This is a genomic window from Vreelandella massiliensis (assembly GCF_900155385.1).
GTDB classification, from domain to species: domain Bacteria; phylum Pseudomonadota; class Gammaproteobacteria; order Pseudomonadales; family Halomonadaceae; genus Vreelandella; species Vreelandella massiliensis.
The window spans coordinates 2055212-2081025 of the sequence record NZ_LT699745.1 but is presented as its reverse complement, the minus strand read 5'-3'; the positions used below and the strand labels follow the sequence as shown (position 1 = coordinate 2081025).

General features: G+C 61.6%; 29 protein-coding genes, 1 rRNA gene and 1 pseudogene. 17 read left to right on the top strand and 14 right to left on the bottom strand.

Translation table 11 applies throughout. The annotated features are described in order from the left end of the window. The 5 genes from BQ9846_RS14515 to BQ9846_RS14500 all read left to right on the top strand — a co-directional run. Window positions 1-451: urease accessory protein UreF (locus BQ9846_RS14515; protein ID WP_075881643.1), on the top strand; the 451-nt coding region annotated here is incomplete at its 5' end. 44 nt (window positions 452-495) lie between these two features. After that, a complete protein-coding gene (ureG, locus tag BQ9846_RS14510; RefSeq protein ID WP_075881642.1) occupies window positions 496-1131 on the top strand; it encodes an urease accessory protein UreG in 636 nt (211 codons plus the stop codon). Window positions 1132-1157: 26 nt separating this feature from the next. After that, entirely contained in the window at window positions 1158-1397 is a 240-nt protein-coding gene (locus tag BQ9846_RS16845; protein WP_210433195.1) for a hypothetical protein, read from the top strand. Between the two features lie 116 nt (window positions 1398-1513). After that, window positions 1514-1629: ribosomal RNA gene (rrf, locus tag BQ9846_RS14505) — 5S ribosomal RNA — on the top strand. A 179-nt stretch (window positions 1630-1808) separates the two neighbouring features. Beyond that, the gene (locus tag BQ9846_RS14500) at window positions 1809-2006 is read left to right on the top strand and encodes a hypothetical protein (RefSeq protein ID WP_075881641.1); all 198 of its coding nucleotides are present in this window, start codon (window positions 1809-1811) and stop codon (window positions 2004-2006) included. Between the two features lie 67 nt (window positions 2007-2073). On the opposite strand, the gene BQ9846_RS14495 is transcribed toward BQ9846_RS14500, so the two are convergent. After that, the gene (locus tag BQ9846_RS14495; protein WP_075881640.1) at window positions 2074-2919 is read right to left on the bottom strand and encodes a Tim44 domain-containing protein; all 846 of its coding nucleotides are present in this window, start codon (window positions 2917-2919) and stop codon (window positions 2074-2076) included. A gap of 108 nt (window positions 2920-3027) precedes the next feature. Between BQ9846_RS14495 and BQ9846_RS14490 the strand changes: the two genes are divergently transcribed. Beyond that, window positions 3028-3603 (top strand): isochorismatase family protein, encoded by a 576-nt coding sequence (locus BQ9846_RS14490; protein WP_075881639.1) that lies wholly within the window; start codon window positions 3028-3030, stop codon window positions 3601-3603. A gap of 3 nt (window positions 3604-3606) precedes the next feature. Here the strand turns inward: BQ9846_RS14490 and yaaA are convergent, their stop codons facing one another. Both yaaA and BQ9846_RS14480 read right to left on the bottom strand, forming a co-directional pair. Next, complete coding sequence (gene yaaA / locus BQ9846_RS14485) at window positions 3607-4389, bottom strand: peroxide stress protein YaaA (RefSeq protein WP_075881638.1); 783 nt, start codon at window positions 4387-4389, stop codon at window positions 3607-3609. Between the two features lie 98 nt (window positions 4390-4487). Then, window positions 4488-5519: an NADP(H)-dependent aldo-keto reductase gene (locus BQ9846_RS14480; protein ID WP_075881637.1), complete on the bottom strand. Its 1032-nt coding sequence runs from the start codon at window positions 5517-5519 to the stop codon at window positions 4488-4490. 215 nt (window positions 5520-5734) lie between these two features. Between BQ9846_RS14480 and BQ9846_RS14475 the strand changes: the two genes are divergently transcribed. Together BQ9846_RS14475 and BQ9846_RS14470 are read left to right on the top strand one after the other, a co-directional pair. Then, window positions 5735-6232 (top strand): tetratricopeptide repeat protein, encoded by a 498-nt coding sequence (locus BQ9846_RS14475; RefSeq protein WP_075881636.1) that lies wholly within the window; start codon window positions 5735-5737, stop codon window positions 6230-6232. Window positions 6233-6289: 57 nt separating this feature from the next. Further along, entirely contained in the window at window positions 6290-6799 is a 510-nt protein-coding gene (locus BQ9846_RS14470; protein WP_075881635.1) for a hypothetical protein, read from the top strand. 7 nt (window positions 6800-6806) lie between these two features. Here the strand turns inward: BQ9846_RS14470 and BQ9846_RS14465 are convergent, their stop codons facing one another. From BQ9846_RS14465 to BQ9846_RS14440, 6 genes are all read right to left on the bottom strand, one after another. After that, entirely contained in the window at window positions 6807-7781 is a 975-nt protein-coding gene (locus BQ9846_RS14465) for an NAD(P)H-quinone oxidoreductase (RefSeq protein WP_075881634.1), read from the bottom strand. A gap of 35 nt (window positions 7782-7816) precedes the next feature. Next, window positions 7817-8359: an LOG family protein gene (locus BQ9846_RS14460; protein WP_075881633.1), complete on the bottom strand. Its 543-nt coding sequence runs from the start codon at window positions 8357-8359 to the stop codon at window positions 7817-7819. 37 nt (window positions 8360-8396) lie between these two features. Next, the gene (locus BQ9846_RS14455; protein ID WP_075881632.1) at window positions 8397-8918 is read right to left on the bottom strand and encodes a DUF501 domain-containing protein; all 522 of its coding nucleotides are present in this window, start codon (window positions 8916-8918) and stop codon (window positions 8397-8399) included. A gap of 9 nt (window positions 8919-8927) precedes the next feature. Continuing rightward, window positions 8928-9221 (bottom strand): hypothetical protein, encoded by a 294-nt coding sequence (locus BQ9846_RS14450; protein WP_075881631.1) that lies wholly within the window; start codon window positions 9219-9221, stop codon window positions 8928-8930. Between the two features lie 35 nt (window positions 9222-9256). Then, on the bottom strand, window positions 9257-9658 hold the full coding sequence (locus BQ9846_RS14445) for an acyl-CoA thioesterase (RefSeq protein WP_075881630.1): 402 nt from the start codon (window positions 9656-9658) through the stop codon (window positions 9257-9259). 79 nt (window positions 9659-9737) lie between these two features. Next, on the bottom strand, window positions 9738-10562 hold the full coding sequence (locus BQ9846_RS14440; protein WP_075881629.1) for a hypothetical protein: 825 nt from the start codon (window positions 10560-10562) through the stop codon (window positions 9738-9740). A gap of 36 nt (window positions 10563-10598) precedes the next feature. On the opposite strand from BQ9846_RS14440, the gene BQ9846_RS14435 reads away from it, so the two are divergent. Beyond that, entirely contained in the window at window positions 10599-10943 is a 345-nt protein-coding gene (locus tag BQ9846_RS14435; RefSeq protein ID WP_075881628.1) for a hypothetical protein, read from the top strand. Window positions 10944-10956: 13 nt separating this feature from the next. Here the strand turns inward: BQ9846_RS14435 and BQ9846_RS14430 are convergent. Further along, window positions 10957-11289, bottom strand: a pseudogene (locus tag BQ9846_RS14430) (hypothetical protein); the annotation flags it as partial. A 386-nt stretch (window positions 11290-11675) separates the two neighbouring features. Here BQ9846_RS14430 and BQ9846_RS14420 point away from each other — a divergent pair. Continuing rightward, window positions 11676-12830: a MalY/PatB family protein gene (locus tag BQ9846_RS14420; RefSeq protein ID WP_075881625.1), complete on the top strand. Its 1155-nt coding sequence runs from the start codon at window positions 11676-11678 to the stop codon at window positions 12828-12830. A gap of 119 nt (window positions 12831-12949) precedes the next feature. Here BQ9846_RS14420 and BQ9846_RS14415 read toward each other — a convergent pair whose 3' ends face one another. Beyond that, window positions 12950-13906 (bottom strand): tetratricopeptide repeat protein, encoded by a 957-nt coding sequence (locus BQ9846_RS14415; RefSeq protein WP_075881624.1) that lies wholly within the window; start codon window positions 13904-13906, stop codon window positions 12950-12952. 97 nt (window positions 13907-14003) lie between these two features. Here BQ9846_RS14415 and BQ9846_RS14410 point away from each other — a divergent pair, with 97 nt between their 5' ends. From BQ9846_RS14410 to BQ9846_RS14390, 5 genes are all read left to right on the top strand, one after another. Beyond that, window positions 14004-14963, top strand: coding sequence for a GNAT family N-acetyltransferase (locus BQ9846_RS14410; protein ID WP_075881623.1), 960 nt, complete (start codon window positions 14004-14006; stop codon window positions 14961-14963). Between the two features lie 48 nt (window positions 14964-15011). Then, window positions 15012-15944: an efflux RND transporter periplasmic adaptor subunit gene (locus BQ9846_RS14405; RefSeq protein WP_075881622.1), complete on the top strand. Its 933-nt coding sequence runs from the start codon at window positions 15012-15014 to the stop codon at window positions 15942-15944. Then, a complete protein-coding gene (locus BQ9846_RS14400; protein WP_075881621.1) occupies window positions 15941-18979 on the top strand; it encodes an efflux RND transporter permease subunit in 3039 nt (1012 codons plus the stop codon). Before BQ9846_RS14405 ends, BQ9846_RS14400 begins: the two co-directional genes overlap by 4 nt. A gap of 85 nt (window positions 18980-19064) precedes the next feature. Beyond that, window positions 19065-19247 (top strand): type II toxin-antitoxin system HicA family toxin, encoded by a 183-nt coding sequence (locus BQ9846_RS14395; protein ID WP_075881620.1) that lies wholly within the window; start codon window positions 19065-19067, stop codon window positions 19245-19247. A gap of 43 nt (window positions 19248-19290) precedes the next feature. Further along, window positions 19291-19695 carry a type II toxin-antitoxin system HicB family antitoxin gene (locus tag BQ9846_RS14390; RefSeq protein WP_075881619.1) on the top strand — a complete coding sequence of 135 codons (405 nt, stop codon included), beginning with the start codon at window positions 19291-19293 and terminating at the stop codon, window positions 19693-19695. An 8-nt stretch (window positions 19696-19703) separates the two neighbouring features. Here the strand turns inward: BQ9846_RS14390 and BQ9846_RS14385 are convergent, their stop codons facing one another. Further along, window positions 19704-21935, bottom strand: a complete 2232-nt coding sequence (locus BQ9846_RS14385; RefSeq protein ID WP_075881618.1) for a glycosyltransferase — start codon at window positions 21933-21935, stop codon at window positions 19704-19706. 183 nt (window positions 21936-22118) lie between these two features. On the opposite strand from BQ9846_RS14385, the gene BQ9846_RS14380 reads away from it, so the two are divergent. Continuing rightward, a complete protein-coding gene (locus BQ9846_RS14380; RefSeq protein WP_075881617.1) occupies window positions 22119-22799 on the top strand; it encodes a TVP38/TMEM64 family protein in 681 nt (226 codons plus the stop codon). Here the strand turns inward: BQ9846_RS14380 and BQ9846_RS14375 are convergent. After that, the gene (locus BQ9846_RS14375; protein WP_075881616.1) at window positions 22796-23668 is read right to left on the bottom strand and encodes a DMT family transporter; all 873 of its coding nucleotides are present in this window, start codon (window positions 23666-23668) and stop codon (window positions 22796-22798) included. The genes BQ9846_RS14380 and BQ9846_RS14375 overlap by 4 nt on opposite strands. A gap of 101 nt (window positions 23669-23769) precedes the next feature. On the opposite strand from BQ9846_RS14375, the gene BQ9846_RS14370 reads away from it, so the two are divergent. Then, the gene (locus BQ9846_RS14370; protein WP_075881615.1) at window positions 23770-24642 is read left to right on the top strand and encodes a LysR substrate-binding domain-containing protein; all 873 of its coding nucleotides are present in this window, start codon (window positions 23770-23772) and stop codon (window positions 24640-24642) included. Here the strand turns inward: BQ9846_RS14370 and hisC are convergent. Continuing rightward, window positions 24639-25700 carry a histidinol-phosphate transaminase gene (gene hisC / locus BQ9846_RS14365; protein ID WP_075881614.1) on the bottom strand — a complete coding sequence of 354 codons (1062 nt, stop codon included), beginning with the start codon at window positions 25698-25700 and terminating at the stop codon, window positions 24639-24641. The two genes, BQ9846_RS14370 and hisC, sit on opposite strands and share 4 nt — an antisense overlap. Window positions 25701-25814: the final 114 nt, after the last annotated feature.

The window sequence follows — 25814 nt, the reverse complement described above, 5'->3', positions numbered from 1 at the left end:
CGATAGCGCCAGCGTCGCCGAGTGGGACGCCTGGCTCGCCGCCACCCGGGAAACCGCTGAGCTCGCCGCCGAGGAGTGCCGCCTGGGCGCGTCGCTTGCGCGCCTGTTGGGCAGCCTGGAGCTACTGCCCGAGGAGAGCCTGCTGCCGCCCAAGGCGGGCTATATCACGCTCTTCGCCTACGCCGCTCATGTGCGCGGTGTCACCCCGCGGCAGACGCTGCTCGGCTTTGGCTGGGCGTGGCTGGAAAACCAGCTCGCGGTGGCCTGCAAAGCGCTGCCGCTGGGCCACACCGCCGCGCAGCGGGTGATCGAGCGGCTGCGGCCCGAACTCGTGTCCGCCGTTGACCGGGCGCTAAGCCTTGATGATGACGACCTCGGCCCCGCGCTGCCCGGCGTGGCGCTAGCGAGTGCCCTGCACGAAACCCAGTATTCGCGGCTATTTAGAAGTTAAAAAACGAGCAGTTAAAAGAGTCACCCGTTAATAAGGAGAACCCCATGACGCACTGTTTACGTATTGGCGTTGGCGGCCCGGTCGGCTCGGGTAAAACCGCGCTACTCAAGCAGCTCTGCCTGGCGCTGCGCGATCACTACGACATCGCCGTGGTGACCAACGATATCTACACCCGCGAAGACGCCGATTTTCTGCTCAAGCACGATGCGCTCCCGGCCGATCGCATCATGGGGGTGGAGACTGGTGGCTGCCCGCACACCGCGATTCGCGAGGATGCCTCGATGAACCTCGCCGCCATCGACGAGCTGCAGGCGCGCCACCCCGGCCTTGAGCTGGTGCTGGTGGAGTCCGGCGGGGATAACCTCTCGGCCACCTTTAGCCCCGAGCTCTCCGACCTCACGCTGTATGTGATTGATGTTTCCGCCGGCGACAAGATCCCGCGCAAGGGCGGGCCGGGCATCACCAAGTCGGATCTTTTGATCATCAATAAAATCGATATCGCCGAGCAGGTTCACGCCTCCCTTGAGGTGATGGCGCGTGACTCGAAAAAGATGCGCGGCGAGCGCCCCTTCGTGTTCACCAACCTCTACGACGGGGTGGGCCTTGAGACGATCATCCGCTTCATTCTGGATAAAGGCATGCTCGACGAGCGCCGCCCGCAGGCCGCCGCCACGGTGTAAAGGCTTTAACGAAACAGGAGAACGTTATGACACCGATGAAAAAACCGCTTTCCCGGTCGCTGCTGGGCGCGATCACGCTAGCGTTAACCGCCACCGCCGGCGCGCACTCGGGGCACGCCCCCACCGAGGTGCATAGCCACCTGGGTAGCCCCGTGATTTGGTTACTGTTAGGCGCCGGTGTGCTGGGCGTGGCGGCCGTCGCGCTGCTCGCCTCGGATGTGGACGCGCTGCAAGGCGTTGAGCTAACCGATACTAATGGCCCGTGAGGCTTGACCCTATAACACCCAAGGGGTTGGGTCGCCGATGATAACGCTGTTCAAACGAACACCGGATACGCATCAAAGAGACGCACAAAACACAGCATGATATATCGCCAGTTACGCCTGACGACCATAGCGAGCGGGAACCACCTGATCCCTTGCCGAACTCAGCAGTGAAACCGCTCAGCGCCGATGGTAGTGTGGGGTCTCCCCATGCGAGAGTAGGTCATCGTCAGGCACTTATCCGAAAAATCCCCCGGGGCAGCCGCCTCGGGGGATTTTTTTGTGGGGAAAAATAAGGTGTTATTCCTGTCCTTGCCGTCTTAGGACAAAAGAAGGGCAGTGGTGAGCGGGATAGATAGCCGCTACGCTGAGTGAGGAAACCCATCATAAAAGAGGCAACCTCGGGAGGCGTAAATGAATTTTCGCGTGTTAAAGCCTTTAATGTTGGCCACTCTGGTAACCATGCTAGTCGGTGGCTTGACGGCTTGCGGCAACGATGATGATCAAGGGCCTGCTGAAGAGGCGGGTGAGCAGATCGACGAAAGCATGGAGAGCGCAGGCGAAAGAGTTGAAGAGCTGGGAGAGGATATCGAAGAGGCGGCGGAGGAGTAACTGTCGCCCGGTTGAATCAGGCAAACAGCCACAAGATGCGGGCTGTTTGCCTCTTTTGATAACAAGATTAATGAGCGGGATTCTGCTCAATACCTTGAATGTACCAGGGCGCCTCGTCGCGTAGATCTCGCACAAGGTGCCAGGTTTCATTGAACTCTGTTTCGGTGCCATTCTCCTCCAAGAGACCGTGGAAAATAACCGTTGCTTCGGCTTTCCCCCCAAACTCTTGCACATCACCCAGTTCGGCAAAGAGCCGCACAATGTCAGTGCGGTTATTGGCAGGATGCTGGGCGCGCTCTTCACGCAAAAGGTTGTAAAGCTCGGGAGTCACGTACTCCTGAATGCGACTAAAGTCGTTATTATCCCATGCCCGCTGAAGCGTCATAAAGTGCTCCTTGGCACCGCTTAGGAAGCGCTCTTTGTCGAACCATGCTGGAGTGGAGTGCAAGCCCGCGCCAAGGCTGCCGGGTGCGGCGCTGGTGTCAAAATTCGCCGCGGTTGAGGGCGCCGTCGAGGCTTGCTGACCCGCTGACGAAGCCGCAAGTGGCCGCCGTTGGCGTAGAGCCCGAAACGCATAGACCGCTAGGGCGGCGACTCCCGCCATAACGAGAAGATCCATCAGGCGTAACTCATCAAAAGCGCCGCCAAAAAATAGCGCGGCGAATAAACCGCCTGCGAGAAGACCGCCTAGCATGCCACCCATACCGCTACGGCGTGCCGCGGCGGCGCCGGCTTGGCTTTGTTGCCCGCTTTGTGCCTGCTGTTGAGAGGGGGTTGACGCTGGACGGTCAGCCGAGCGCGAGAAGCTGCCCGTACTGCTACCGCCGCCCATTCTCCGGGCTTCCGCGTACTCAACCGCCGCACTAAAACTTAACACGCTGACAAGCAGCATAATGAAAAACTGTCGCACCATGGAAAGAACTCCAAAGAGGGGTAGGGGGGAAAGGTTGGGACGCGCTATTTTAGCGCTTATGCTAGAGAAGTGTTCGATTTCTTATAAAGACAATAATGAGGTGTCATCGTGCGTTTACAGCGAGAAAAAAGTTTGCTGCTAATGGTCGATTTTCAAGCCGGATTGCTGCCCGTTATTGATGGTGGTGCGCAGGCTGTAACAGAAGCGAGCTGGCTAGGCGGGCTCGCACAGTTACTTGAAGTGCCGGTATGGTTGACCGAGCAGAACCCAGAAAGACTCGGTGGCACAGCGCCGCAGCTTCTGGAGTCGCTTGGGGATTATCGTGTGTGGCAGAAGGTGCATTTTAGCGTAATGGAAGAGCCAGAGTTTCGTGACGCCTTGGCCGCTAGCGGAAAAACGCAAATCGTACTGTGTGGCACCGAAGCGCATATCTGTGTCATGCAGACGGGACTTGGCTTGCTTGAGGCGGGCTATGAGCTCTATTGGCTTAGCGAGGGTGCAGCTAGCCGGCGGCAAGCTGAGGCGCGGCTAGCACGTGAGCGCGCCTGTGCGGGCGGCGCCGTGGCAGTCACGGCGGATATGGTCGCTTACGAATGGCTGCACCGCTGCGATACCGAGACGTTCAAACAGGCGCACCGGCAGTTTTTGAAACCCCGTTCAGCGCGCCCGGTCGTATTTAACTAACAGTTAGCTGCGGTCGGCTTCGCGGCGAATGAATACCAGGGTGTCGCCCTCGGATGTGGCGGGGTCAAAGCGATACCCTGCTACATCAAACGCTTTCAGCTCGTTCGGGTCGTTGAGCTGCTGGCGAATGATCCAGGCACTCATGAGACCGCGGGCTTTCTTAGCGTAGAAACTGATGATTTTCACCTTGCCGTTTTTTTCGTCTTTGAACACCGGGTTGATTATGCGGGCGTCGAGCTTCTTCGTATCCACCGCTTTGAAGTATTCATTAGAGGCGAGATTGACCAGTACCTTGGAGCCACTAGCGGCTATCGCCTCATTGAGCGCATGGGTCAGCGTGGGTTTCCAGTAAGCGTAAAGGTCTTTGCCCGCCGGATTGGGCAGTTTGGTGCCCATTTCCAAGCGGTAGGGCTGGATAAGGTCCAGCGGGCGCAGTAGCCCGTAAAGCCCGGAAAGAATACGCAGATGCGCTTGCGCAAAGCGGTTTTCATCAGCGTTGAAGGTGTCCGCCTCCAACCCCGTATAGACATCGCCCTGAAAGGCCTGCGCGGCGGGCTTGGCATTCTCTAGGGTGAAGGGCGGCTGCCACTCGGCAAAGCGCGCGGCGTTGAGCCCCGCGAGCTTGTCACTGATACTCATCAGCTCACTGAGTTGCGGCGGCGAGTAGCCGCGTAAAATCTCGATGAGCGCTCGGCTTTGCGGCAGAAAATCCGGCTCAGTCACCTGCTTGGTGGTTGCCGGTGTGTCGAAATCCAGCGTTTTGGCAGGGGAAATCACGCTTAGCATGGCGCACTCCTGAGTCTGTGTTAGACGCCTATTGAATCGCACCAGTATATCAAGCCCCGGCAATTGCCGAGGCTATGGGGTTGATAGCCGATAAAATGTTAAGGGCAGGGGTTGGGCATGCGGTGATGAATCGCGTCAATCGCGTCGAGCACCTCGTCATCGAGCTTGACGCTTTCGCTCTCTAGGTTGGTTTCCAGCTGCTCCATGGTAGTGGCGCCGATAATATTGCTGGTCAAGAAGCTGCGCGAATTGACGAAGGCCAACGCCATCTGGGCGGGATCAAGCTCATGTTGGTGGGCCAGGTCGACATAGGCTTGCGTCGCTGCTTCCGCTTCGGGCGAGGTATAGCGCTTAAAGCGCTCAAACAGGGTTAAGCGCCCCTTGGGGGGCTTGGCGCCGTTTAGGTATTTGCCCGAGAGCACGCCAAAGCCAAGCGGTGAATACGCGAGCAGGCCCACATCTTCGCGTTGCGCGATCTCCGCAAGCCCTACCTCAAAGCTGCGATTGAGCAAATTATACGGATTTTGTATCGACGCGACGCGCGGCAAGCCCAGGCGATCGGCGAGCTCTAGCGATTTCATCACTCCCCAAGGGGTATCGTTGGAGAGGCCGATAGCGCGAATTTTCCCCGCCTCCACCAACTCCTTTAGCGCAAAGAGCGTCTCTTCTAGCGGCGTGGCATCTTCATCCTCTTTATGCACATAGCCGAGCTTACCAAAGAAGTTGGTGTTGCGATCCGGCCAGTGGAGCTGGTAGAGATCGATATAGTCGGTCTGTAGCCGTTTAAGGCTATCGTCGATGGCGTGGCGAAGATGATCGCGAGTCAGACGGGGGCCGCCGCGGATGTGATCCAAACCTGGCCCTGAGGCTTTGCTTGCGATAATCACATCGTCACGCGAGCCGCGCTGTTTGAGCCAGGTGCCGATATGGCGCTCGGTCAGCCCTTGGGTTTCGGCTTTGGGCGGTACCGGGTACATTTCGGCGGTGTCGATAAAGTTGATACCGAACGCGACGGCACGATCGAGTTGCTCATGGGCATCGGCCTCGCTGTTTTGCTCGCCAAATGTCATCGTGCCTAAACAGAGCCGGCTGACTTCTATGCCTGTTCTGCCGAGTGGCCGCGTCTGCATCGTGCTCTCCTTTTTTGAGGCAATTTGGGGTCGATGGTGAGCATGTTAGCGAGGCCCCGGCAAAGCAGCAAATCGTTGGGGTTGAGTCAGCGGCGTGGCAGGCGTATGCTTGCCAGCCCATCCGCCGGCGAACGCCGGTTTTTAGGGTTTGGCTGCCGCTCAATGCTTTTATGGCAGCCTTTCCGAGGTTAACTCATCCGACAAGGTGGTCTGCCATGCCACAGGCATCATCTTTGTTTACTCGGCTTGAATACCGTGTCGCTGACCGGCTTTTTCATACCCGTTGGCTTCTGCCGCGTTCGCCACGCACGCAGCGTCTTACGCTGCGTCTATTTAAGCGTTGCGCCGAGGCGGGGCATCCCGATGCGCTCTCTGTTTATGGGCACATGCTGTTTCACCGCAGCTCATCACCGCAGGATAAAGCGCGGGGCGCGCGCTACGTTGTCGAAGCCGCCCATGCGGGTGATTTAAAAGCCCAGTATCAGGTCGCGAAGATCTACGAACACGGCTGCGCGCAGTATCCACGCCGCGACGAATACGCCGTCACGTGGTATGCCCGCGCCGCCGAGGCAGGCCACTATCTCGCCGCCGAGCGTCTTGCGCGCGCTTACCGCCAGGGTGAACTAGGCTTAGCCGTAGATGCCGAACAAGCGGCCTATTGGCAAGACCTTGCCGATCAGCGTGCTAAGCTGCAAACCTCCGCGACGGTCTAGCCAGCGCGTGTCTTGCCTGCCGACTTTCACCTGCCGTCGCGTTAGATGGGGAAGCCTGTGCCCGAAGCGCTACCGACACTGCTAGACATCGAAGCGTCCGGGTTCGGGCGCGGCAGCTACCCGATTGAAGTGGGCATCGCCCGCGCGGACGGCAGCTGCTGTGCGTTTTTGATTCAGCCGCTAGAAGAGTGGACGCACTGGGATCCCAAAGCAGAGCTTCTGCACGGCATTTCCCGCGAGCAGTTAAAGCACGAAGGCCACCCGGTGCGCCAGGTCGCCTGCTGGCTTAACGATGAGCTCAGTGCCATCGGCAAGGCGTACAGTGATAGCTGGGGGTACGACAATACCTGGATGTCGCTGCTGTTCCATCACGCGGGCATTATCCCCGGTTTTCGGTTGGAGGCACTGCGGATTCTGCTTGACGAGGCGCAGCTGGCGCTATGGAACGAGACCAAAGAAATGATCATTGCCGAGCAAGGCATCCACCGTCACCGCGCGGGTGACGATGCGCGTCTGCTGCAACTGACCTATGCCCGGACGCGGGCATTGAGCGACCCCCGCGCCTAGCTTGGGCTCAATCACGATCGGCGTTAACTTCAAGCAGTATCTTGCCAATATTGGCGTCTTTGTCCATATAGGCGTGGGCTTCATCCACGGCTTGAATCGGCCAACTACGGTCGATCAGCGGCTTAATGTCGCCATCGCTAAGTCGCGGCCAGACGTGCTGGTGCAGGGCTTTTAGGATCTCGCCTTTGGCGGCGGCCGATTTTGCCCTAAGCGTTGAGCCGATGAAGCGTTGGCGCTTCATGAGCATGCGGCCCATATCCAGCCCCGCGCTGCGACCGCCCATGAGGCCAATCAATACCAGCCTGCCATCGGCATTCAGCACTTTCTGATTATCCGCCAAATAGCTTGCCCCCACCGGGTCAAGAATCACGTCCGCCCCGCCCCAAGCCTTTACCGCCTCGACAAAGCTACCCTCGTGGCGGTTCCAGCCGTCGCTGGCGCCCAGTTGGCGGCAGGCGTCGAGTTTCTCCTGACTGCCGACCGTGACAAAGCAGGGATGCTCGAAGGCGCGACAAAGCTGAATGGCCGCGGTGCCCACGCCGCTGGCGCCGGCGTGCAGCAATACCCGCTCGCCCTGCTGCAAGGCTCCCTCCATAAAGAGGTTAAGCCAGGCGGTGGCGAAGACTTCGGGCAGGGCAGCGCCCTCGCGCAGGCTGAGTCCGTCGGGAAGAGGCAGCACCTGGCGCGCGTCAACCACCACCTCTTCGGCGTAGCCACCCCCGGCCAGCAGCGCGCACACCTTGTCGCCACGGGAGAGGTGGGTGACGTCATCGCCTACCTCGGTCACGGTGCCGCTGACCTCGAGTCCTGGGATAGCGGTCACGTCAGGCGGCGGCGGGTAGTGCCCCGCGCGCTGCATGAGATCGGCGCGATTGACCCCTGCCCAGGCAACACGCAAACGAACTTCGCACGCTTCTGGGCCGTTTGGCGTCGTCGCTTCTTGCCAACAGGCGTTTTTATTGACGAACTCGACCGCGTACATGGCACTCTCCCGGTTAATGCTGTTTTTTGACAGGATCACAGTTGGGCTTGGATAGCGTCAAGCAAGTCGCTAGGCGTCTCGGCGTCAAGTAGCATCTCGCGGGTGGTGGCACCCAGAAACCCGTGACTCACGGTGTTATCCAAAAACGTCAGCAGTGGCGAGTAGAAATCGTTGATATTCAAGAGGCCAAGCGGTTTATCGTGCAGGCCGAGATAGCCCCAGGTCCAGATCTCGAAGAGCTCCTCAAAGGTCCCGATACCGCCGGGAAGGGCGATAAACCCCTCGGACTGGGAGGCCATGGTCGCCTTGCGCTCGTGCATGTTGCCTACACGAATTAGCTCGGTAAGGCCGAAGTGGGCCTGTTCGCGTTCCACCAGGTGGTCGGGCATCACACCGATCGCATCGCCACCGGCATCTAATACCGCATTGGCCAAGTCGCCCATCAGGCCGATACGCGCACCGCCATAGACGAGCGTATGCCCGCGTGCGGCCAGGAGAGTGCCGAGTTCAACGGCCGCCTGGCGAAAAATCGGACTGTTGCCGGGGCGGGAGCCGAGATAAACGCACAGTCGAGACATGCAACGCTCCTTTACAAGTTGTCCTGCCGCTGACCGTTTACGGCAGGCAGCGGTCGATCTGGTGGACCTCATCCATCCACTGGCCGATGGCGTTATGTTGGCCCAAGTGGTGGGCGTACTGGGTGTGAAGGCAGCGCACCTGATCCCAGTTGGTAATGCCGCCCACGCCCCGCTCGGTGAGCACGCCTTCGTAGCCGCGCTGGATGACATCGGCTTTTTGCGCGGCACTCATGTACTGCCAACGCGCCTCGACGTAGTCGCGGTGACTTTGGTGGTAGGCAGCGAGAAAGTCGGCGTCCTCCTTAAGACGCTGCTCTAGCGCCTTGATGACCCCGGCAGCTTCAAGGTGGGAAATTTCCACTTTGAGGCGCTCGGAGCAGAGCCAGTAGAGCGTCGGGAAAGGTTTGCCGTCGACAATCGGCGCCATGCGCAGCGCAAGCGGTGTGCCTTCGCCGTCGGTGGCAGCGATGGCTTCGATACCCCGTGGGGCGCGGCCAAGCTGCTGAGCAATAATCGCAAGCTCGCTCGGTTGAGGGGCGTGGTGGGTACGAATGATCATCGGATGATGCTAATCCTGAACAAATTTGGTGGAGCGGCCAACGGCGCGAAAGAAGCTGCGGTTAAGCTGCTCGGGTGTGGGGACATAGCCCCAGGTGCGTTCGCAGTACTCCGCCGCGCGGGCCATCAACGCCTCGTAGAGGCGATTGAACGGCGCATCATAATCGTAGGGGTCGGCACCGGACAATCGAATGTGGGGGTAGTCGGCAAAGCGCTCGATAAAGTAGCGCTCAAGCTGATCCTCCATGGCTTTATGCTGCTCGGTATTATCGGGGTCTATCCAGAGGTTGTAGCGGATCGCCATAAGGCTCTCTCCGTTGGCCCTGCGTCGGGCATGTGTCACTCAGGCGCGTCGTGAAGGTGCGCTTCGAGTGTCTTACGCAGCTCGCCCTCAATGGGCATGGCGCGCTTGGCCTGGTGATCGTATTGTACCAAGACCGTATGGCCAAGGTTCGCAAGCGTGCCGTGCTGGCGCGCTTCTTGCGTCACGGTAAAGGAGCTAGTACCCAAACGCGTGAGGTAGGTACGCAGTTCGATATCGTGGCCGTAAAACAGTTCAGCACGATAATCGATCTCCATGCGCGCCATGATTAGCCGCCACTGCTTGGGGTTCAAGTCCGGGGTGAAAAGCTTGAAAAGGTCGTTACGCGCAAGCTCAAACCACGCCGGTAAGCGGGTGTTGTTGATGTGCCCCAAGGCGTCGGTGTCGTAGAACGCGGGCTCAATGGTACGGGTAAACATCGCGGCTCCTGTTGTCGCTTATTCATTGTAGGGTGAGGGGCGTGCTATCCGCTTAGCATTCACCCAAGCAAACGCTTGGTCAAGTGTTGGCTTGAGCCGCTAGCCGACGACTGGCCCACCATAGCTGCACGCGCATCCACCCCATCAGCCATAGCGTGGCCACGGCAAAACCGGCCAGCGTACCCAGCGCCAAGCCCCAAGGCTCGTAGGTCAGCGAAACGCACAGCGTGTAGCTTAAAAGCGACCCCAAGCCCATGGGGTAGTGCTTGATCACCGTTGCCGCTGGTGCTGCGCCGTGCGTGGCATGCAAAATGAGCAAAAAGGGCAGCATGGTCACAGGAAATGCCGCCAGTGTGCCGGCCCAGGCGGCGGGTACCACGTGGGCCAGGGCGGTGATGATAAAAATCATCACGGTGGCGAGCGCCGCGCGAAAGGCTAGCGCCGACCAGGAGAACACGCCAGCCGCACCGACGCGGGCTTCCGGTACGCGTCGATACAGCCAGCTAAATACAAAAATGGCGGCGAGTGTGACCAGCGTCCCTCTGAGGCGGGTAAAGTCAAACTGCGAGAGCCCCCAGCCGACCAAAAGCCAGGCGGCGAGCCCACCGGCGATGCCGCTTAACACCCCTTTCAGCCCCTCCTGACGGCCACAGAGCAGATAGCCGCCACCCAGCGCCAGTGTCGCGGTAAACCCCGCCAGCGTATGCACCGCGCTTTGGGTGGCGAAGACAGGCGAAATCTCCAGCCCGATAAAAAAGAGCGCCAGCGCCGTTCCCAGCGGATAGCCGGCTAAAAGCCCCGCGACCCGAGGGCTCACTCGCACCGCGACGGCGCCCAGCCCCAGCACCAAGCCAATGGAAACCACAAGCTTCGCCAGCTGCCAAATCAGAGGAACGTCTGCCATTATGTATCCTTACTGTGTTTGCCATGAATGATCGTTATGCCCACGTCCGCACCATCATTATCGCCTCCACCTGAACCCGATGCCTGCGAGCTGTGCGGGCGCGCCGAGGCGCTGACCAAACACCATCTTATCCCGCGCGCGCTGCACAACAAGCCGCGCTACCGTAAGCGTTACTCCCGCGAGGAGCGCCTGACCGCCATCGTCTGGCTCTGTCGTCCGTGCCATAAGCATATTCACCGACTTTATGGCGAGCGGGAACTGGCCGATCGCTTGAACACCTTGACGGCGCTACAGTGCGACGAAGCGATTCGCACCTTTGTCGCGTGGTTGGCGACCAAGCCGGTGGGCTTTAAGCCCAAAGCAAGGCGGCGCAAGCGCTAATCCAAGCCAAGCGCTAAACCAGGCGCAGCCCTTGCTGATCTTGCCAGGCGGCATCCAGGGCGGCGTGCAGCGGGGCTTGAAGGTGTTCGGGCAGCGCCTTCTGGGCGGCGTCTATGCTGTCAAACGAACGGTTACGCAGCCAGCAGTAGGCCCAGGCGCTCGCTTCCGCGTCGCTTTGCGGCACTGGCCGTGCCGGCATCTGGTTGAGCAGAAACACCGCTGTGCGCGGGGCCCAGAGCGGGATCTCCTCGGCGGTTTCTGCCGCGCTCCAGGCGTTGAGCGTGGCGCCGCTGGGCGTGGCCTCCGGCGTGCCGAGCTTTGCCACCCGCGCGGTTTCCGCCAGCAGATGCTGATTTGGCTTATTTGTTTGATACTGTGTTCTTATGGTTTTTGGATATCCTTCCAGAGTGGTAGGTTTTTATTGGTTCTCTCATGCTAGCTTTTTTTTTTTTTTATTTTTTTTTTTTTTTTTTTTTTTTATTTTTTTTTTTTTTTTTTTTTTTTTTTTTTTTAATGATACGGCGACCACCGAGATCTACACTCTTTCCCTACACGACGCTCTTCCGATCTATGTGTATAAGAGACAGGCTTGGCCCAGGGCTAGCCACTGGCGTAGCAGCGCCGGCAGGCCGTGGCGCACTTGGGTATAGAAATCGTGTTGCGGCAGATCGTTAGGTTGCGGCATGCTGGTCAACTCCCCAAAACGTGATAAGTGACGCAAAAGGACACCCCATGGCGTTTGATTTTGCCACGCCGGTTGAGCGACGACACCCCGAAGGTGGTTGGCCATCGCAAAAATGGCACCGTTACGGCGACGATGTGTTCCCCCTCTGGGTGGCGGACATGGATTATCATTCGCCCCCGGCGGTGGTGGAGGCGCTTCACCGGCGCGTCGACCACGGCGTTTATGGCTATGGCGAAGTGCCGGCGAGCTTACAGCAGACCCTGTGCGACTGGAGCGCCTTGCACTACGGCTGGGGTATTCTGCCCGAATGGCAGCAGTGGCTCCCCGGCGTGGTGCCGGCGCTGCACCTGGCGAGTCTAGCGCTGACCCAGCCCGGCGACGGAGTGCTGACGGTCACACCGATCTACCCGCCGTTTCTCGCCGTGGCCGAGCGTACCGGCAGGCTCCCCCAGCAGGCCTCCATGGCGCTGACCGACGAGGGCTGGCAGTTAGACCTTGACGCGCTGGAGGCGGCGATAACGCCCAATACGCGGCTGTTGCTGTGGTGCCAACCGCATAACCCCACCGGGCGGGTATGGCGTGAAGCGGAACTCACAGGACTTGCTCGGCTGGTTGAGCGCCACGATCTCTACGTGGTTTCTGACGAGCTTCACTGCGACCTACTGCTGGACAAAGGAGCTCAGCACCGTCCGCTGGCCGCGGCGTTTCCTGAGCTTTCCGCGCGGACCATCACGCTCTGGGCCCCCTCGAAGACGTTTAATTTGGCGGGGTTGACCACCGCCTGCGCGGTGATCCCTGACCCGGTGCTGCGCGAGCGCTTTGCGCGTGCGGGTAAAGGATTGCTGCCGGATGGCAACGTGCTGGGGCTAGTCGCGGCGGAGGCGGCTTATCGTGAAGGCGAACCGTGGCGCCAAGCGCTGCTTTCCGTATTGCGCGGGCATCGCGAGCGGCTGATCGACGCGGTCGCCCAGTGGCCAGGGGTCACGCTACACGCGCCGGCATCGACGTACCTTGCGTGGTTGGATATGCGCGAGGCAGGGCTTGGCGAAGCGCCGCACAAAACGCTATTAAAAGAGGCGCGCGTGGCGCTCTCCGATGGGGCGGCCTTTGGCCACCCGGGCTTTGTGCGGCTTAATTTCGGCACCACCGCCGCGCAGCTCGATACGGCGCTGGCGCGGATGGATAGCGTGCTCAAGCGCTAGCGAGAGTTGCAGGCAGGGGGCAGGCCGTAGCGAGGGTTATTTGCCAGGGATGGCAAATTTAGCGCCCAAGGATGGGTTTACAGCGCCCTCGCCAAGGCCTGTCAGCTGCCGTTAGCGGTTTAATACAGCAGCGCAAAGAGCTTGCGGCGGTAGGCGACGGTCAGCGGGTGATCGGCGCCTAGCGCGTCAAAAACCTGCAAGAGCGTCTTGCGCGCGGCGTCGTCGCCATAGGCGCGATCGCGCTTCATCAGGGCCAGCAACCCTTCCAAGCCGCTTTCGTAGTCGCCATCGGCGACGTGGCGAAGCGCCCGCTGGAACTGCGCTTCGCTATCGTCGCGTTCGCCCAGCGCGGCGATCTCCTCGTGCGACAGAGCCTGCTCGCCAAAAGCGATGCTGGCGCGTACGCCGCGGGCGGGTGCCGCGTCGCGCTCCTCCGGCGGGAGGTTATCCAGCACGCTGCGGGCTTCTTCCCCACGCCCTTCGGCGACCAAGGCCTTGGCCAGGCTGACTTGATAGGCGTAATGCTCCGGGTACTGGCTGACCAGCGTCTGGTAGGTCTCGCGCGCGGTCGCCGCATCGCCCGCCTTCAGCGCCGCTTCGGCCTGCTCTTCGGGGCTGGGCGGGGCATCGGCGGGCGCCTGAAAGTAGCGGCCGAGCCACTCGCGGATCTCTTTCTCCGGCAGCGCCCCCTGGAAGCTATCCACCAGGCCGCCTTGGCTAACCAGTTTTACGTCGGGCACCGAGCGCACGCCCAGCTGTCCGGCGATTTCCGGGTTGGCTTCCACGTCGAGCTTGGCAAGCAGAAATGCCCCGCCGTACTCCACGGCGAGCTTCTCCAGCACCGGCATCAAGTTTTTGCACGGCTCGCACCACGGCGCCCAGCAGTCCAGCAGCACCGGGACTTGCATCGACGCCTCCAGTACCTGCTGAATGTTGCTGGCGTCGAGGTCGATGATCACGTCTTCAGGGCGCACACTGCCGCCGCCTGCGGGGGCGCTCTGTTGCGCGCTCGCGGTATCGTCTGAGTCAATCGGGGCGGTTAACGCCTCACCGGTACGCGGGTCGATAATGGACATAGCATCACTCGGGTAACAGGAAATTTAGCTAGGATATGCAGGCGCGGGCGCCGGTATTCAAGGCGTCGCGGCAAAAATCACCGCAAGGAGAAGGGAAATGCAAACACGTCAGGTCACGGTGCGCCCGTGCCCCCCTCACTGCCGTTTAGAGGCGCTACAGCAGCTAGCGGCAGCGCACGAATCGGCAAGGTGGCAAGCACTGGCGGAAGCGGTGGATAGCCAGATGGCGCAGCCATCGCCAGACTGGGCGGGGCTGTTTATTGCGGAGCGGGTTAACGAGGATGAGGGAGATGCCTTGTGTGGCGCGGCCTGGGTGCAGCCGCTGCCGGGCAACATGGCGCAGCTGTGGCAGCCCGCCGGTGAAGGTGAGAGCGCGCAAGCGCTGCTCAGCGCGGCGCGGCAGTGGGTCACAAAACATGATGTTGCGCTCTGCCATACGGTGATCGTTCCCGAGCAGAGCGCCCGCGCGGCGCTGCTTGTCGATGCCGGCATGCAGCGGATTGCGCCGCTGCGCTATTTGGCGGCACCCAGCCACACGCGGCTACCCGAGCCGCCAGCGACGCGCATCACACTGACGCCGTGGGCCATGCTGACCCCAGAGGCGCAGCACGCATTGATGAGCGCCGTGCAGGTCGACTCCCTGGATTGTGTCGCCCTGCGCGAAGCCCTTGGCACGGAGGCGCTCATTGCCGGCTTTTATCAGCAAGACATGGCGGCGGCGGCCCATTGGTACGTCGTTCACGTTACCCGCCCTGGGCAGGCGCCGGATACCGCCGGGGTGCTGCTGTTGACCCCGCGCCCCGAGGCCGATGCTTGGGAGCTGATGCTGATGGCCCTTCTACCCGCTTGGCGCGGCGAGCGGCTCGGCGAGCAGTTGCTGAATGAAGCCTTTCATCAAGCGCAAGCGGCCGGGGTGGAGCGCGTGCTGCTGTCGGTGGATGCGACCAACCTCCCCGCTTGCCGCCTTTACCAGCGGGCGGGGTTTATCTGCTACCACAGCGAAGACGTTTACGCCTGGCTCCATGATCTTAGCGCATGGCCACAAACGGTCGTTTGATTTATCCTTCGGTAGCGCCACCATCGATTTCACGCTCACCCAAAGGAAATGTTTATGTTCAAGGCCACCGCCGTGCTATTGGCACTGCTGCTGCTTGCCGGCTGTAGCGAGGAGTCGTCACAGCGCTCGGTGAAGGATGCGCCGCGTTGGGTCAAAACCGCGCCGGTGAGCCCTGTTTCCGCATCGACGCTCTCCCTGACCGGGGTGGTGCGCGCGCGCTATGAAACCCCACAGGCCTTTCGGGTCAGCGGCCAGATCGCAAGCCGCCACGTTGATGCCGGGCAGAGGGTTCGCGCGGGGGATGTGCTCTTTACCTTGGACCCCCGCGATTTGGAAGAGGCCCTCGCTGCTGCCAAGGCCGAGCTGAACGCCGCCGAAGCAACCCTTGCGGTGGTGCGGGCCGATCTTGCGCGCGACCGCCAACTGCTGGAGAAAAACTTCCTGAGCCGTCAGGCGTTTGAGCGTGCTGAGCTTGCCGTGCGCGAGGCCGCCATGCAGCGCGATGCCGCCAGCGCCCGCGTCGCGCAAGCCCGCCATGCGCTGGAGTACGCNCATCCCCCGCCAAGCGGCGAGCTTTTGCAGGGTGAGCGCCGCGTTGCCCTTTCTCGCCGCGAAGTAGCCGGCGCCGCCGACCCCGCCAGCCGCACCTGGCGCGCCCGCTACCGGCTTGAAACCGCGCTCACCGAGCGGGGTCTGGGTGAAGTCGTACAGGCACGTTTTACCCTGGACGAGGCGGAGGGCGCCGGCCGCTTTCGGGTGCCCGTGGCGGCGCTGGATGAGCGCGGCGACGGCCCGCAGCTGTGGCATATCGTTGAGGGCCAAGCCGAGCCGCTGCCGGTGGCCCTTGAGCGCATGACCCGCGAGCACGCCTGGGTGCGTGGCGAGGCCTTGCGCGACGGTCAAGCGGTTATCGCCCTGGGGACTCACCTGCTGACACCGGGCATGGCGGTGCGGCCGCTGGGTGAGGAGGCCCCAGAGTGAGCTTCCCCAACTTTTCAGCGCTTGCCGTGCGCGAGCGCGCCGTGACGCTGTTTCTGCTGTTGATCGCGCTGGCCTCGGGGCTTTACGCCTTCGCCTCCATGGGGCGCGCGGAAGACCCCGATTTTACCGTGCGAGTGATGATGGTCTCAGTGGTGTGGCCGGGCGCGACCCCTGAACAGATGCAGGATAGCGTGGCCGATCGGCTGGAAAAGCGCATCCAGGAGGTCGACGATCTCTACCGCATTGAAACCACCCTTCGCCCCGGGCGCGCCGATCTGCAGGTCGAGTTTGAGGATCACACCCCCGGCGAGCAAGTCCCCGAGCGCTTTTACCAGGTGCGCCGCCGCATGCAGGACGAAGCTCCCCACCTGCCCGACGGCGTGATCGGACCCATCATCAACGAAGATTTCGGTGACGTGTACTTTACCCTTGTCGCGCTGACCGCGCCGGGGCTGCCGATGCGCGAGATGGTGCGCGAGGCGGAGGATATTCGCGACCGGTTGCAGCGCGTCGACGGGGTGAACAAAGCCCAAGTGCTGGGCGAGCGCGCCGAGCGCATGCACCTCGATTTTGACCTGGCCAAACTGCAGAGTCTGGGGATCTCGCCGCAGGCGGTATTCGCCGCGATTGAGGCGCACAGCCGCCTGCTGCCCGCCGGGCGCGTGGAGACCCAGGGGCCGCGGCTCTATCTTCGCCTTGATCAGGATAGAGCGGACCCCGAAGCGCTGGCCGAGGTGCCGATTCGTATCGGCGAGCGGTTGATACGCTTGGGGGATATCGCCGACATCTCGCGCGGCTATGAAGACCCGCCCAGCTATTTGGTACGCGCCTTTGGCGAAGAGGCGCTGCTCTTGGGCGTGGTGATGGAGGAGGGCGAAAACGGCCTTGCGTTTGGCGAGCGCTTGGACGCCTTTTGGCAGCAGGAGCGCGGGCGCCTGCCGCTGGGGATGTCGCTTGACGTGATGACCAACCAAGCGGACGCCATCGCCGGCGCGGTGAATCTGTTTCAGGTGAAGTTTTTGATCGCGGTGGTAGTGGTGATGCTGGTCACCATGCTCGCGGTGGGGCTTCGCGCTGGGATCGTGGTGGGGATTGCCATTCCCGTGACGCTGGCGCTGACGTTTGTGGTGATGCTGGCGATGGGCATCAACCTCGACCGTATCACCCTCGGCGCGCTGATCATCGCGCTGGGGCTGCTGGTGGACGACGCCATTATCGCCATCGAAATGATGATCGTGAAAATGGAGCAGGGCTGGGATCGCATCAGTGCCGCGTCGCACGCCTGGAAGGTCACCGCCGCGCCGATGCTGTTTGGCACGCTGGTCACCGTGGCCGGGTTTGTGCCGATCGGCTTCGCCCAGTCGGGAGTGGGGGAATACGCCGGTAATATCTTCTGGGTGCTGGGCATCGCGCTGCTGCTCTCCTGGGTGGTGGCGGTGGTCTTTACGCCCTATTTGGGCGTCAAACTCCTGCCGGAGCAGCAGAGCCATGAGGGGGCCGCCGCCGCGTACCAGTCGCGTGGCTATCAACGCCTGCGCGGCGTTATTGGCGCCTGCGTGCACTATCGCAAGAGCGTGGTCGCGCTCACCGTGGCGCTGTTGGTCGCCGCCATCGCGGGCATGGCCGGGCCGGTGCAGCAGCAGTTTTTTCCCAGCTCTGACCGCCCGGAAGTGCTGATCAGCGTCTACCACCCGCAGGGCAGCGCCATTGGCGCGACGGACGCCACCACAAAGCGATTGGAAGCGCTCATCGTAGATAAAAAGGGCGTGGCGTCGCTTTCGGCCTATGTCGGCGGCGGTGCGCCGCGCTTTTTTATCTCGGCAAGCCCTGAACGTCCCAACCCCGCCTTTGCCAAGATGATTGCCGTGGCGGAGGACGTGGCCTCGCGCAACGACTTGATCGCTATGCTGCGCGAGCGCATCGCGGCGGGGGATTTCCCCGAGGCCCGGGTGCGCGTGGAGGCGCTGCGTTACGGCCCGCCGGTGGATTGGCCGGTGAGCATTCGCGTGCTTGGCGACGACCTCGACCGGCTGCGTGATATCGGCCACCAGGTGCGCGAGGTGATTGACGCGCACCCGGCCACCCGCGACCCGCACCTGGAGTGGGACGAACGTGTCGCCACGCTGCACCTTGAGATCGATCACCACCGTCTGCAGTTGATTGGCCTGACGCCGGATGAGGTCGCGCGCCAGCTGCAGTTCCAGCTTGATGGCGTGACCGTTACCGAGCTGCGCGACGGCATTCGCCTGGTGCCCGCCGTGGGGCGTGGGGCGGCCCGGGATATTCGCGACTTGCAGAGCTTAGAAGTCCTGACCCGCGACGGCCAGCGCGTGCCGCTCATGCAGCTAGGCGAGCTTGAGACCGCGTTCGAGGAGCCGGTGATCAAGCGCTACAACCGCGCGCCTTTTGTCGCCGTCAACGCCGAGATTCAAGGGGCGCAGCCCAATGATGTCACGCTGGAAGTGTGGGACGCGCTTGAAGCGGTGCGGGCACGCTTGCCGGAGGAGTATCGGTTGCAGATCGGCGGCTCGGTGGAGCAGTCGGACAAGGCGCAAGCCTCGATCCAAGCGCTGCAGCCACTGATGGTGGTGTTAATGTTGATCTTCATCATGCTGCAGATGCGCTCGTTTGCCGGCACCTTCATCGTGGTCGCCACCGCGCCGCTGGGGCTGATTGGCGCGGTCGCCGCGCTGTTGCTGTTCAATCAACCGTTTGGCTTTGTCGCCACGCTGGGGCTAATTGGCTTGGCGGGCATTTTGATGCGCAACACGCTGATTTTGACCCAGCAGGTCGCGGACAACACGCACGAAGGCATGGCGATACGCGAGGCCGTCACCGAGGCAGGGGTGCAGCGCGCCCGCCCGGTGATCCTCACGGCGCTGGCGGCGATTTTGGCGTTTATTCCGCTGACGTTTGACAGCTTCTGGGGGCCGCTGGCCTACGTGCTGATCGGCGGCGTCGCGGTGGGCACGCTGATCACGCTGCTGTTCGTGCCCGCGCTCTACGCGCTCTGGTTCCGGATTTCCCGGCAATGAGGGCCGCTTGTCAGGTCGATTGGGTTCGGCATAATATACCGCTGGGCGTATCTTTAGAGAGAAGAGCACCATTAAGGATCAGACGGTGAAAAGCAGTGAGCTGATAAGGGAGCTTGAGGCTGATGGCTGGCGTCTTGAGCGGATCCGAGGAAGTCATCACGTCTTCAAGCATCCTGAGAAGCCCGGTATCGTGCCTGTTCCACACCCCAAAAAGGATTTGCCCAAAGGCACCGTCCATCAGATTCGCAAGCAAGCCGGACTTTTATAAGCTTTTGTTGGGTATCAACCGACACTCCCTTTGGAGGTGAGCCATGCAGTACCCGATCGCCATCGAGTGGGGGGATGACAATACGGCCACTGGCATTGTGTTTCCTGATATTCCCGGCGCAATCAGTGCCGGCGACACGCCGGAAGAGGCCTACGATAATGCCTTGGAAGTGGCCCATATCGTTCTACAGGAAAGGGTTGCCGCTGGAGAAGCCATTCCCAAGCCTGGTCGTATCGACGATCACCGCCGCCATCCAGATTTCAAAGGCTGGGGATGGGGGATGGTCGATATTGATCTGACGCCTTACCTAGGTAAGACCGAAAAAGTGACGGTGACGCTACCAGGAACTGTATTGCGCCAGATTGATGAGTACGTGGTGTTGCACGGATTGAAAAGCCGGTCGGCCTTTCTGGCAAGCGCAGCGCACGAAAAGATCCACCATATTTGAGCCAGAATCTAACGCCGGCGTTTTTGCCGCGCCTCGATCACGTAGCGGTAAACGCGCAGCACCGAAGTGGCGAATTTTTCGATGCTGTGCTCGGCGGCGCTAAGCGAGGCGTGCTCACTCATGCGCGTTTTCAGCGCGTCATCGCTGAGGATGGTGTCAATGCGCTGGCTCCAGGCCTGCGGCTCGGGCGCGGTCTTGTAGCCGTTAAGGCCGTGGCGGACGATATCCTCGATGCCGCTGGAGCGAATCACCACTACCGGCAAGCCTGCCGCCATGGCTTCAAGCACCACCATGCCTTGGGTTTCTGAGCGCGAGGCGAAGACAAAAAGCTCGGCCAAGTGGCAGTAGCACGCCACCTCGTTGGGCGGGACGGCGCCGACCAGCGTGACGTGTTCGCCAAGGTCTAGCGCCTCGATACGCGCCTGCAGCCGGTCACGGTCGTGGCCTTCACCGAGCAGCAGCAGATGAAAATCGTGCGGCGTGTTATCGCGTAAAAGCGCCAATCCATCGAGCATAAAGTCGATATTTTTTTCTTTGCTGAGTCGAGAAATCGACACCAGTACGCGCTTGCCCTCGAGTCGGTAGCGCTTTCGTAGCGTATCGAGCGCGGCGCTGTCAGCGGCGGCGAAACGCGCATACTCGATGCCCGTGGGCTGGATAAAAATGGGTTGTTTGACCCCGATAATGCGCAGGTACTCCTCGGCGGAGCTCGTCGGCACAATCACCGCATCGCAGCCGTTGGCAAAGCGCTTGACCAGCGCGTGGGAAATCAAATTGCGAAACAGCGGGCCGGGTAGCGGCACGTAGTGAGCGTAGTGCTCCAGGCGCGTGTGGTAGGTGTAGACCACCGGCACCCGCAGTAGCCGGCCCAATAGCTGGCCGGCGCGGCCGATCCAGAACGGGTGGTGAACGTGAATCACCTGTGGGGCAAAGCCGCGCACGCGCTTAAGCAAACGCCAAGAGAAAATGTTCGCCAAGCGAAACTCTTTATGTCGACCCAGGGGCAAAAGCGGGGCGAGGCGCAGTACGTCCGTTTCTTCCGCTTCGTCCGTTTGCTGCGGGTAGCGCGGGGCGACGACCAGCACGCGACTGCCCAGCGCGGTCAGCCCGCGCGTTAAGCGCGCGATGGAGATCGGCACGCCGCCGATAAAGGGCAGGTAGTTATTGGTGAACATGGCCACCTTAAGCGGCGCGTTACCGCCGGCGTCCGGGTCGATATCGAAATCGGGGTAGTAGTGCGGCTCGGTGAAGATCCGCTTGTGTAGCCAGAGCCCGAAGGCGATGAAGGTGGCAATAATCAGGATGAAGTTCAGGTAGCTGACGTAGAACAGTGAGTAGATAAAAAACCACAAACTCTCCAACGTACTCCAGATCGGGTGTTGGCCAATATCCAGGCGCTGTTCGCTGATCTGGATCTCATCGCCGTCAACGCTGACTGACACAAAGTGGTGGTAGCTCTCGTCATCGTTGAGCACCAACCCCCCGGCGCCGCCGGTGACGATGTAGTCGGTACCGCCGTGGCGCTGGCGGTCAAACAGCGGCACCTGGGAGGAGAACACCGCGTCCACGCCGGCCTGCTCGATGTAGCGGGTAAGCATCTGTCGCGCGGTATGCTCAAGATGGTAGTCGTCGTTACTGTCGAGACCAAAAAGTCCGGCATGATTCACCGGGTAGAGCGGATGGGCGCTGAACAGGAAATGATTCGGCTCGCGCCCGGTGGCGAGCACTTCCTTAAGCCAGCGTGCTTGCCAACTGAAATCGGTGGTGCCGGTGCTGTCTAGGAAGGTGAAGCGGCTTTTACCAGCGACGAAACTAAAGTGATAGGGGCCGAAGTGGTCATAAAAGCGAAACCCCCCAAGGCGGCTCTCCTCGTGGGGGCCGAAGGTTAATAGGTACGGCATTTCCAGGTGGCTTAGCGTGCCGAACAGCGCACGGTACTTGTCTTCGCCGCCGCTGGCCACGGCATTGCCCGCCGAGACGATAAAATCGTAGCCCTCACGGTTTAAGCGCGGGATAATTTTGCGCTCAAAAATGCCCACGGAGTTGTTGATGTTGCCTACCACCGCGAAACGGTACGTTTCACGCTCGGCCAGCAGCGTCTCGATAGCGGTGACTTGCACCGCGTGATCACCGGCGAAATCTTGTTCAAAAAAATTCAGGTAGGCTTTGTAACCCAACAGCGCAGCGATGAGGGCAAGGTTGAGATAAAAGAACCATGGGATCAGTCGCTGGCGAGGCACGCGGCGTGTCTCCTGAAAAAGTTAATGAACATGGGTGGCGCCTTCAGGACGGTAAGCTGCCACAAACCTCTACGCGCGTCGATAACACGCTTTTATTCATCCGTTTTTATTCGTCGCGCGGCATCATCAGAGTGGCGTATTAAAGCGTGGCATAAACGTTCGGCGACAACAGGAGAGAAACGAATGGCGCGTTCCATCACGATAGCGCTAAGTGTTATAGCGGTGCTGCTCGCCCTCGGTGGGCTGTGGCAGTGGCTGACGGTCAATGACGTGGTGACAGTCAAAAGGGTGGTGGCGTGGGTCGCGGCGTCGCCGCAGTGGCGCGATTCGCCCTGGGCGTTTGCCTTGGTCACGGGCGTTTATGTGGCCGCCCTGCTGGTGATGTTTCCCTTGAGCATTCTGGTCGCGGTGACCGGCTTGATCTTCGGCCCGGTGTGGGGATTCGTTTACGCCACGCTAGGGACACTGGCCTCCTCGGTGGTGTCGTATGGCGTGGGCCATCACCTGGGGCGCGAGGCGCTGTTGAACTACGGTGGCCGGCACATGAAGGGCCTTTCACGCTACCTGTCCCGGCGGGGTATCCAAGCGATGACGCTGATTAATCTGCTGCCGCTGGCACCCTTCACGCTAACCAACATGATGGCCGGCGCCTTTCACATCAAGTTTCGTGATTACATGATTGGCTCGACCTTGGGCATCGTCCCGGGGCTGGCGGCGGTCACGCTCTTGGGAAGTCAGCTCGGCGCGCTTGTGACCGCGAGCGACCGTCGCGATGCGCTGCTGGCGCTGGCCGGTTTGGGGCTAGGTATTTTGCTGCTATTCGCGCTGCGCCGCTACTCGCGGCGCAAAACGCGGGCGCGCTAGCGGCTGGCCTGCACGCAGCCGATGATCACCAGCACGGTGGCCAGCGGCAGCCGCCAATCCAGCGGGCTGATGCCCACCACGACCAATAGCGCCGCCGCCAGCAGCGGCACACCGTAGGCGAGACTGCCGACAACGCTGGCTTGCCCACGGCGCAGTGCGTTATCCCACGCCACCATGGCAATGCCGAAGGGCCCGAGCCCCAGCGCGATGCCGGCGCTTAGCGCGGTCGCGCCCGGCAATGTGATGCCGCCTTCAAGCCATAGCGTGGCGGCGGCGCTAAGAGAAGCGGCGATGAGCAGAAGCCGCGGGAGCCGCGGCGTCAGGGCGATAGGCGCCACTTGGCCCACCCAGGAGTAGAGCGCCCAGCACAGCGCCGCCAGAAGCGCAAAGCCGTAGCCCAGTAGCGAAGTGTCCGCCATGCCGGCGCCAGCTTGGGGCGTGAGCAGAAGCGCGGCCCCGCCAAAAGCGATCAGCGCCCCGGTCAGGCTTTTGAGCCGCACTTGCCCTAAGCGTGTCCACTGGCTCAGCAGCACAAAGAGCACCGGCCATGTGTAGGTGACAAGTGCGGCTTCCGCGGCGGGGGCGATGCGCATGCCGATGAAGTAGCTACTCACGGCCCCTAAGATCAAAAGCGGCACCCCCAGCCAAACGCTCAAGTACCCGCCCAGGGAGCAGGAGAGCGCCGGCGCGCGCCGGCCAAGCGGTAGGGTGGCCAGCGCCCCGGCAAACAGCGAAAGCGTGGTGAGCGCGAGCGCGGAAACGCTGCGTGCTTGCTCCGCCAAAAGCGGTGCCGAACTCCACAGGGTAACCGCAATCAGCGCTGCTGGAACGCCGAGATAGCGTGCTGCGGTAAAGCGGATGCGTTGCATGGGCGCGCTCCTTGCTTGAGTGACGGTAGCGGCAGCATACTCAGCCAAGACGTATCAAAAAATCGATCATTACTGATGCAATCCATCAAGGAGCGTGATGAGTGCGCCCGCCCACCTTTGATCTCACACTGCTGCGCACTTTTGTCGCCATTGCCGATACCGGCAGCGTGACCGCGGCGGCCAAGCGGCTAGCGTATACCCAGTCAACGGTGAGCATGCAGCTCAAACGCTTGGAAGCGCAGTTGGGGCTCACGCTGCACGCGCGGGAAGGGCGGCGCGTGCGCTTTACCGCCGAGGGGGAGCGCCTGCTCGCTCACGCGCGCAGGCTGTTAACCCTGAACGAAGAGGCGTGGCGGGATATGCAGGCGCGTCAGGTCAGCGGCGAGCTGACGCTGGGCATCCCCGAAGACTACGCGCTGCTGCTGCCTTCGGTGTTCGCTTACTTCCACCAGCTTTACCCCAGCGTGGGTTTGAAAGTGGTGTGCGGCACCAGCGCGGATTTAGCCGAGCGGGTGAAAAACGACGAGCTGGATTTGGCCCTGGTCACGCGCCAGCGCCGCTCGCCGGGGGGCGAGGTGATTCGCCGCGAACCGCTCTATTGGGCCGTGGGGTTGAGTCATCAGCCGCGTCTGCGCGACCCGCTGCCGCTGGCGCTCTACACGCCGGGGGCGGATGTGTTCCGTGAAGTGGCGGAGCAGGCGCTACAAAACGCCGGGCGCCAGTGGCGGGTGGCGTACACTAGCCAATCCATGAGCGGCCTTGCGCCGGTGGTGATGGCGGGGTTGGCGATCGTGGTGGTCACGCGCAGCATGCTCACTCCCGCGCTCAAGGCGTTGGATGAGAGCAGCGGCCTACCTGTGCTGCCCTCGATTGAGCTGGCGCTGCACTGGGCGCCGCATCGGCCCTCGGAACCGGCGCGGCGCCTGGGCGAGCTGATCCGCGAGCAGCTCGCCAACGAGTGGGTGCCGGTTTAGCGGATCAGCGCTTGTAGCGCTTCGATCAGGCTATCCATCTCGTCGTCGGTGCCAATGGTGATGCGCAGGAAGTTCTCAAGCCCGGCTTTATTGAAGTGGCGCACCAGAATGCCGCGCTCGCGCAGGCCGGCGAAAAGCTGGGCGCCGTCGAACGCCGGGTGCTGAGCCAGCACGAAGTTGGCGCTTGACGGCAGTACTTCAAACCCGAGCCGCTCCAGCCGCTGCCGGGTCTGCTCGCGGGTGGTGATCACGCGCTCGCGGCAGGCGTCAAAGTGCGCGCGGTCCTCAAGTGCGGCCATTCCCACGCGGCTGGCAAGGCTATCCACCGGGTAGGAGTTAAACGAGTCCTTCACCCGCTCAAGCCCTTCGATCAGCTCCCGCGAGCCCACCGCGTAGCCGAGGCGAATCCCCGCCAGGCTGCGCGATTTGGAGAAGGTGCCGGTTACCAGCAGGTTGGGGTAGCGCTCGGTCAGCGCGATGGCACTCTCGGCGCCGAAGTCGACGTAGGCTTCATCGATGAGCACCACGCGGTCGGTGACGCGCTCAAGCAGCGTTTCAAGCGCGGCAAGCGAGTGCGCGTGACCGGTTGGCGCGTTGGGGTTGGCAAAAATCATCCCGCTGCGCGGTTGCGTTTGCGCCAACGCGTCAAGGTCGACCTCCCACTGCGCGTTGAGCGGGTGGGTGCGCAACTCAACGTTGTAGAGCTTGGCGTAGACCGGGTAAAAGCTATAGGTAATCGCCGGCACATCCAAGGGCGCCCCGTGGCAGAAAAATGCCTGAAAGGCGAAGGCCAAGACTTCATCCGAGCCGTTACCGGCGAATACCTGGTGCGTCTCCACCCCGAAGCTCTCGGCTAGGGCCACGCGTAGCGCGTGGGAGGTGGGGTCGGGGTAGAGCCGCAGATGGTCGGTGGCGTAGTCGCGCAGCACCCGGCCCACGCCCGGCGCGGGCGGGTAGGGGTTTTCATTGGTGTTGAGTTTGATCACCCGTTCGGCGGGCTGCTCGCCGGGCACATACGGCGTTAGCGCTTGAACGGCGGGGCTCCAAAATTGGCTCATGAGCATATCCTGAGGCATGGAAATCGATAGCGCTCATGGTCGCTTGGCGCAGGGGAAAGCGCAAGCGCCGCCCAGCGATTGGGGTGGGCGTTGCCCTTTGTAGGGGTTATGCTG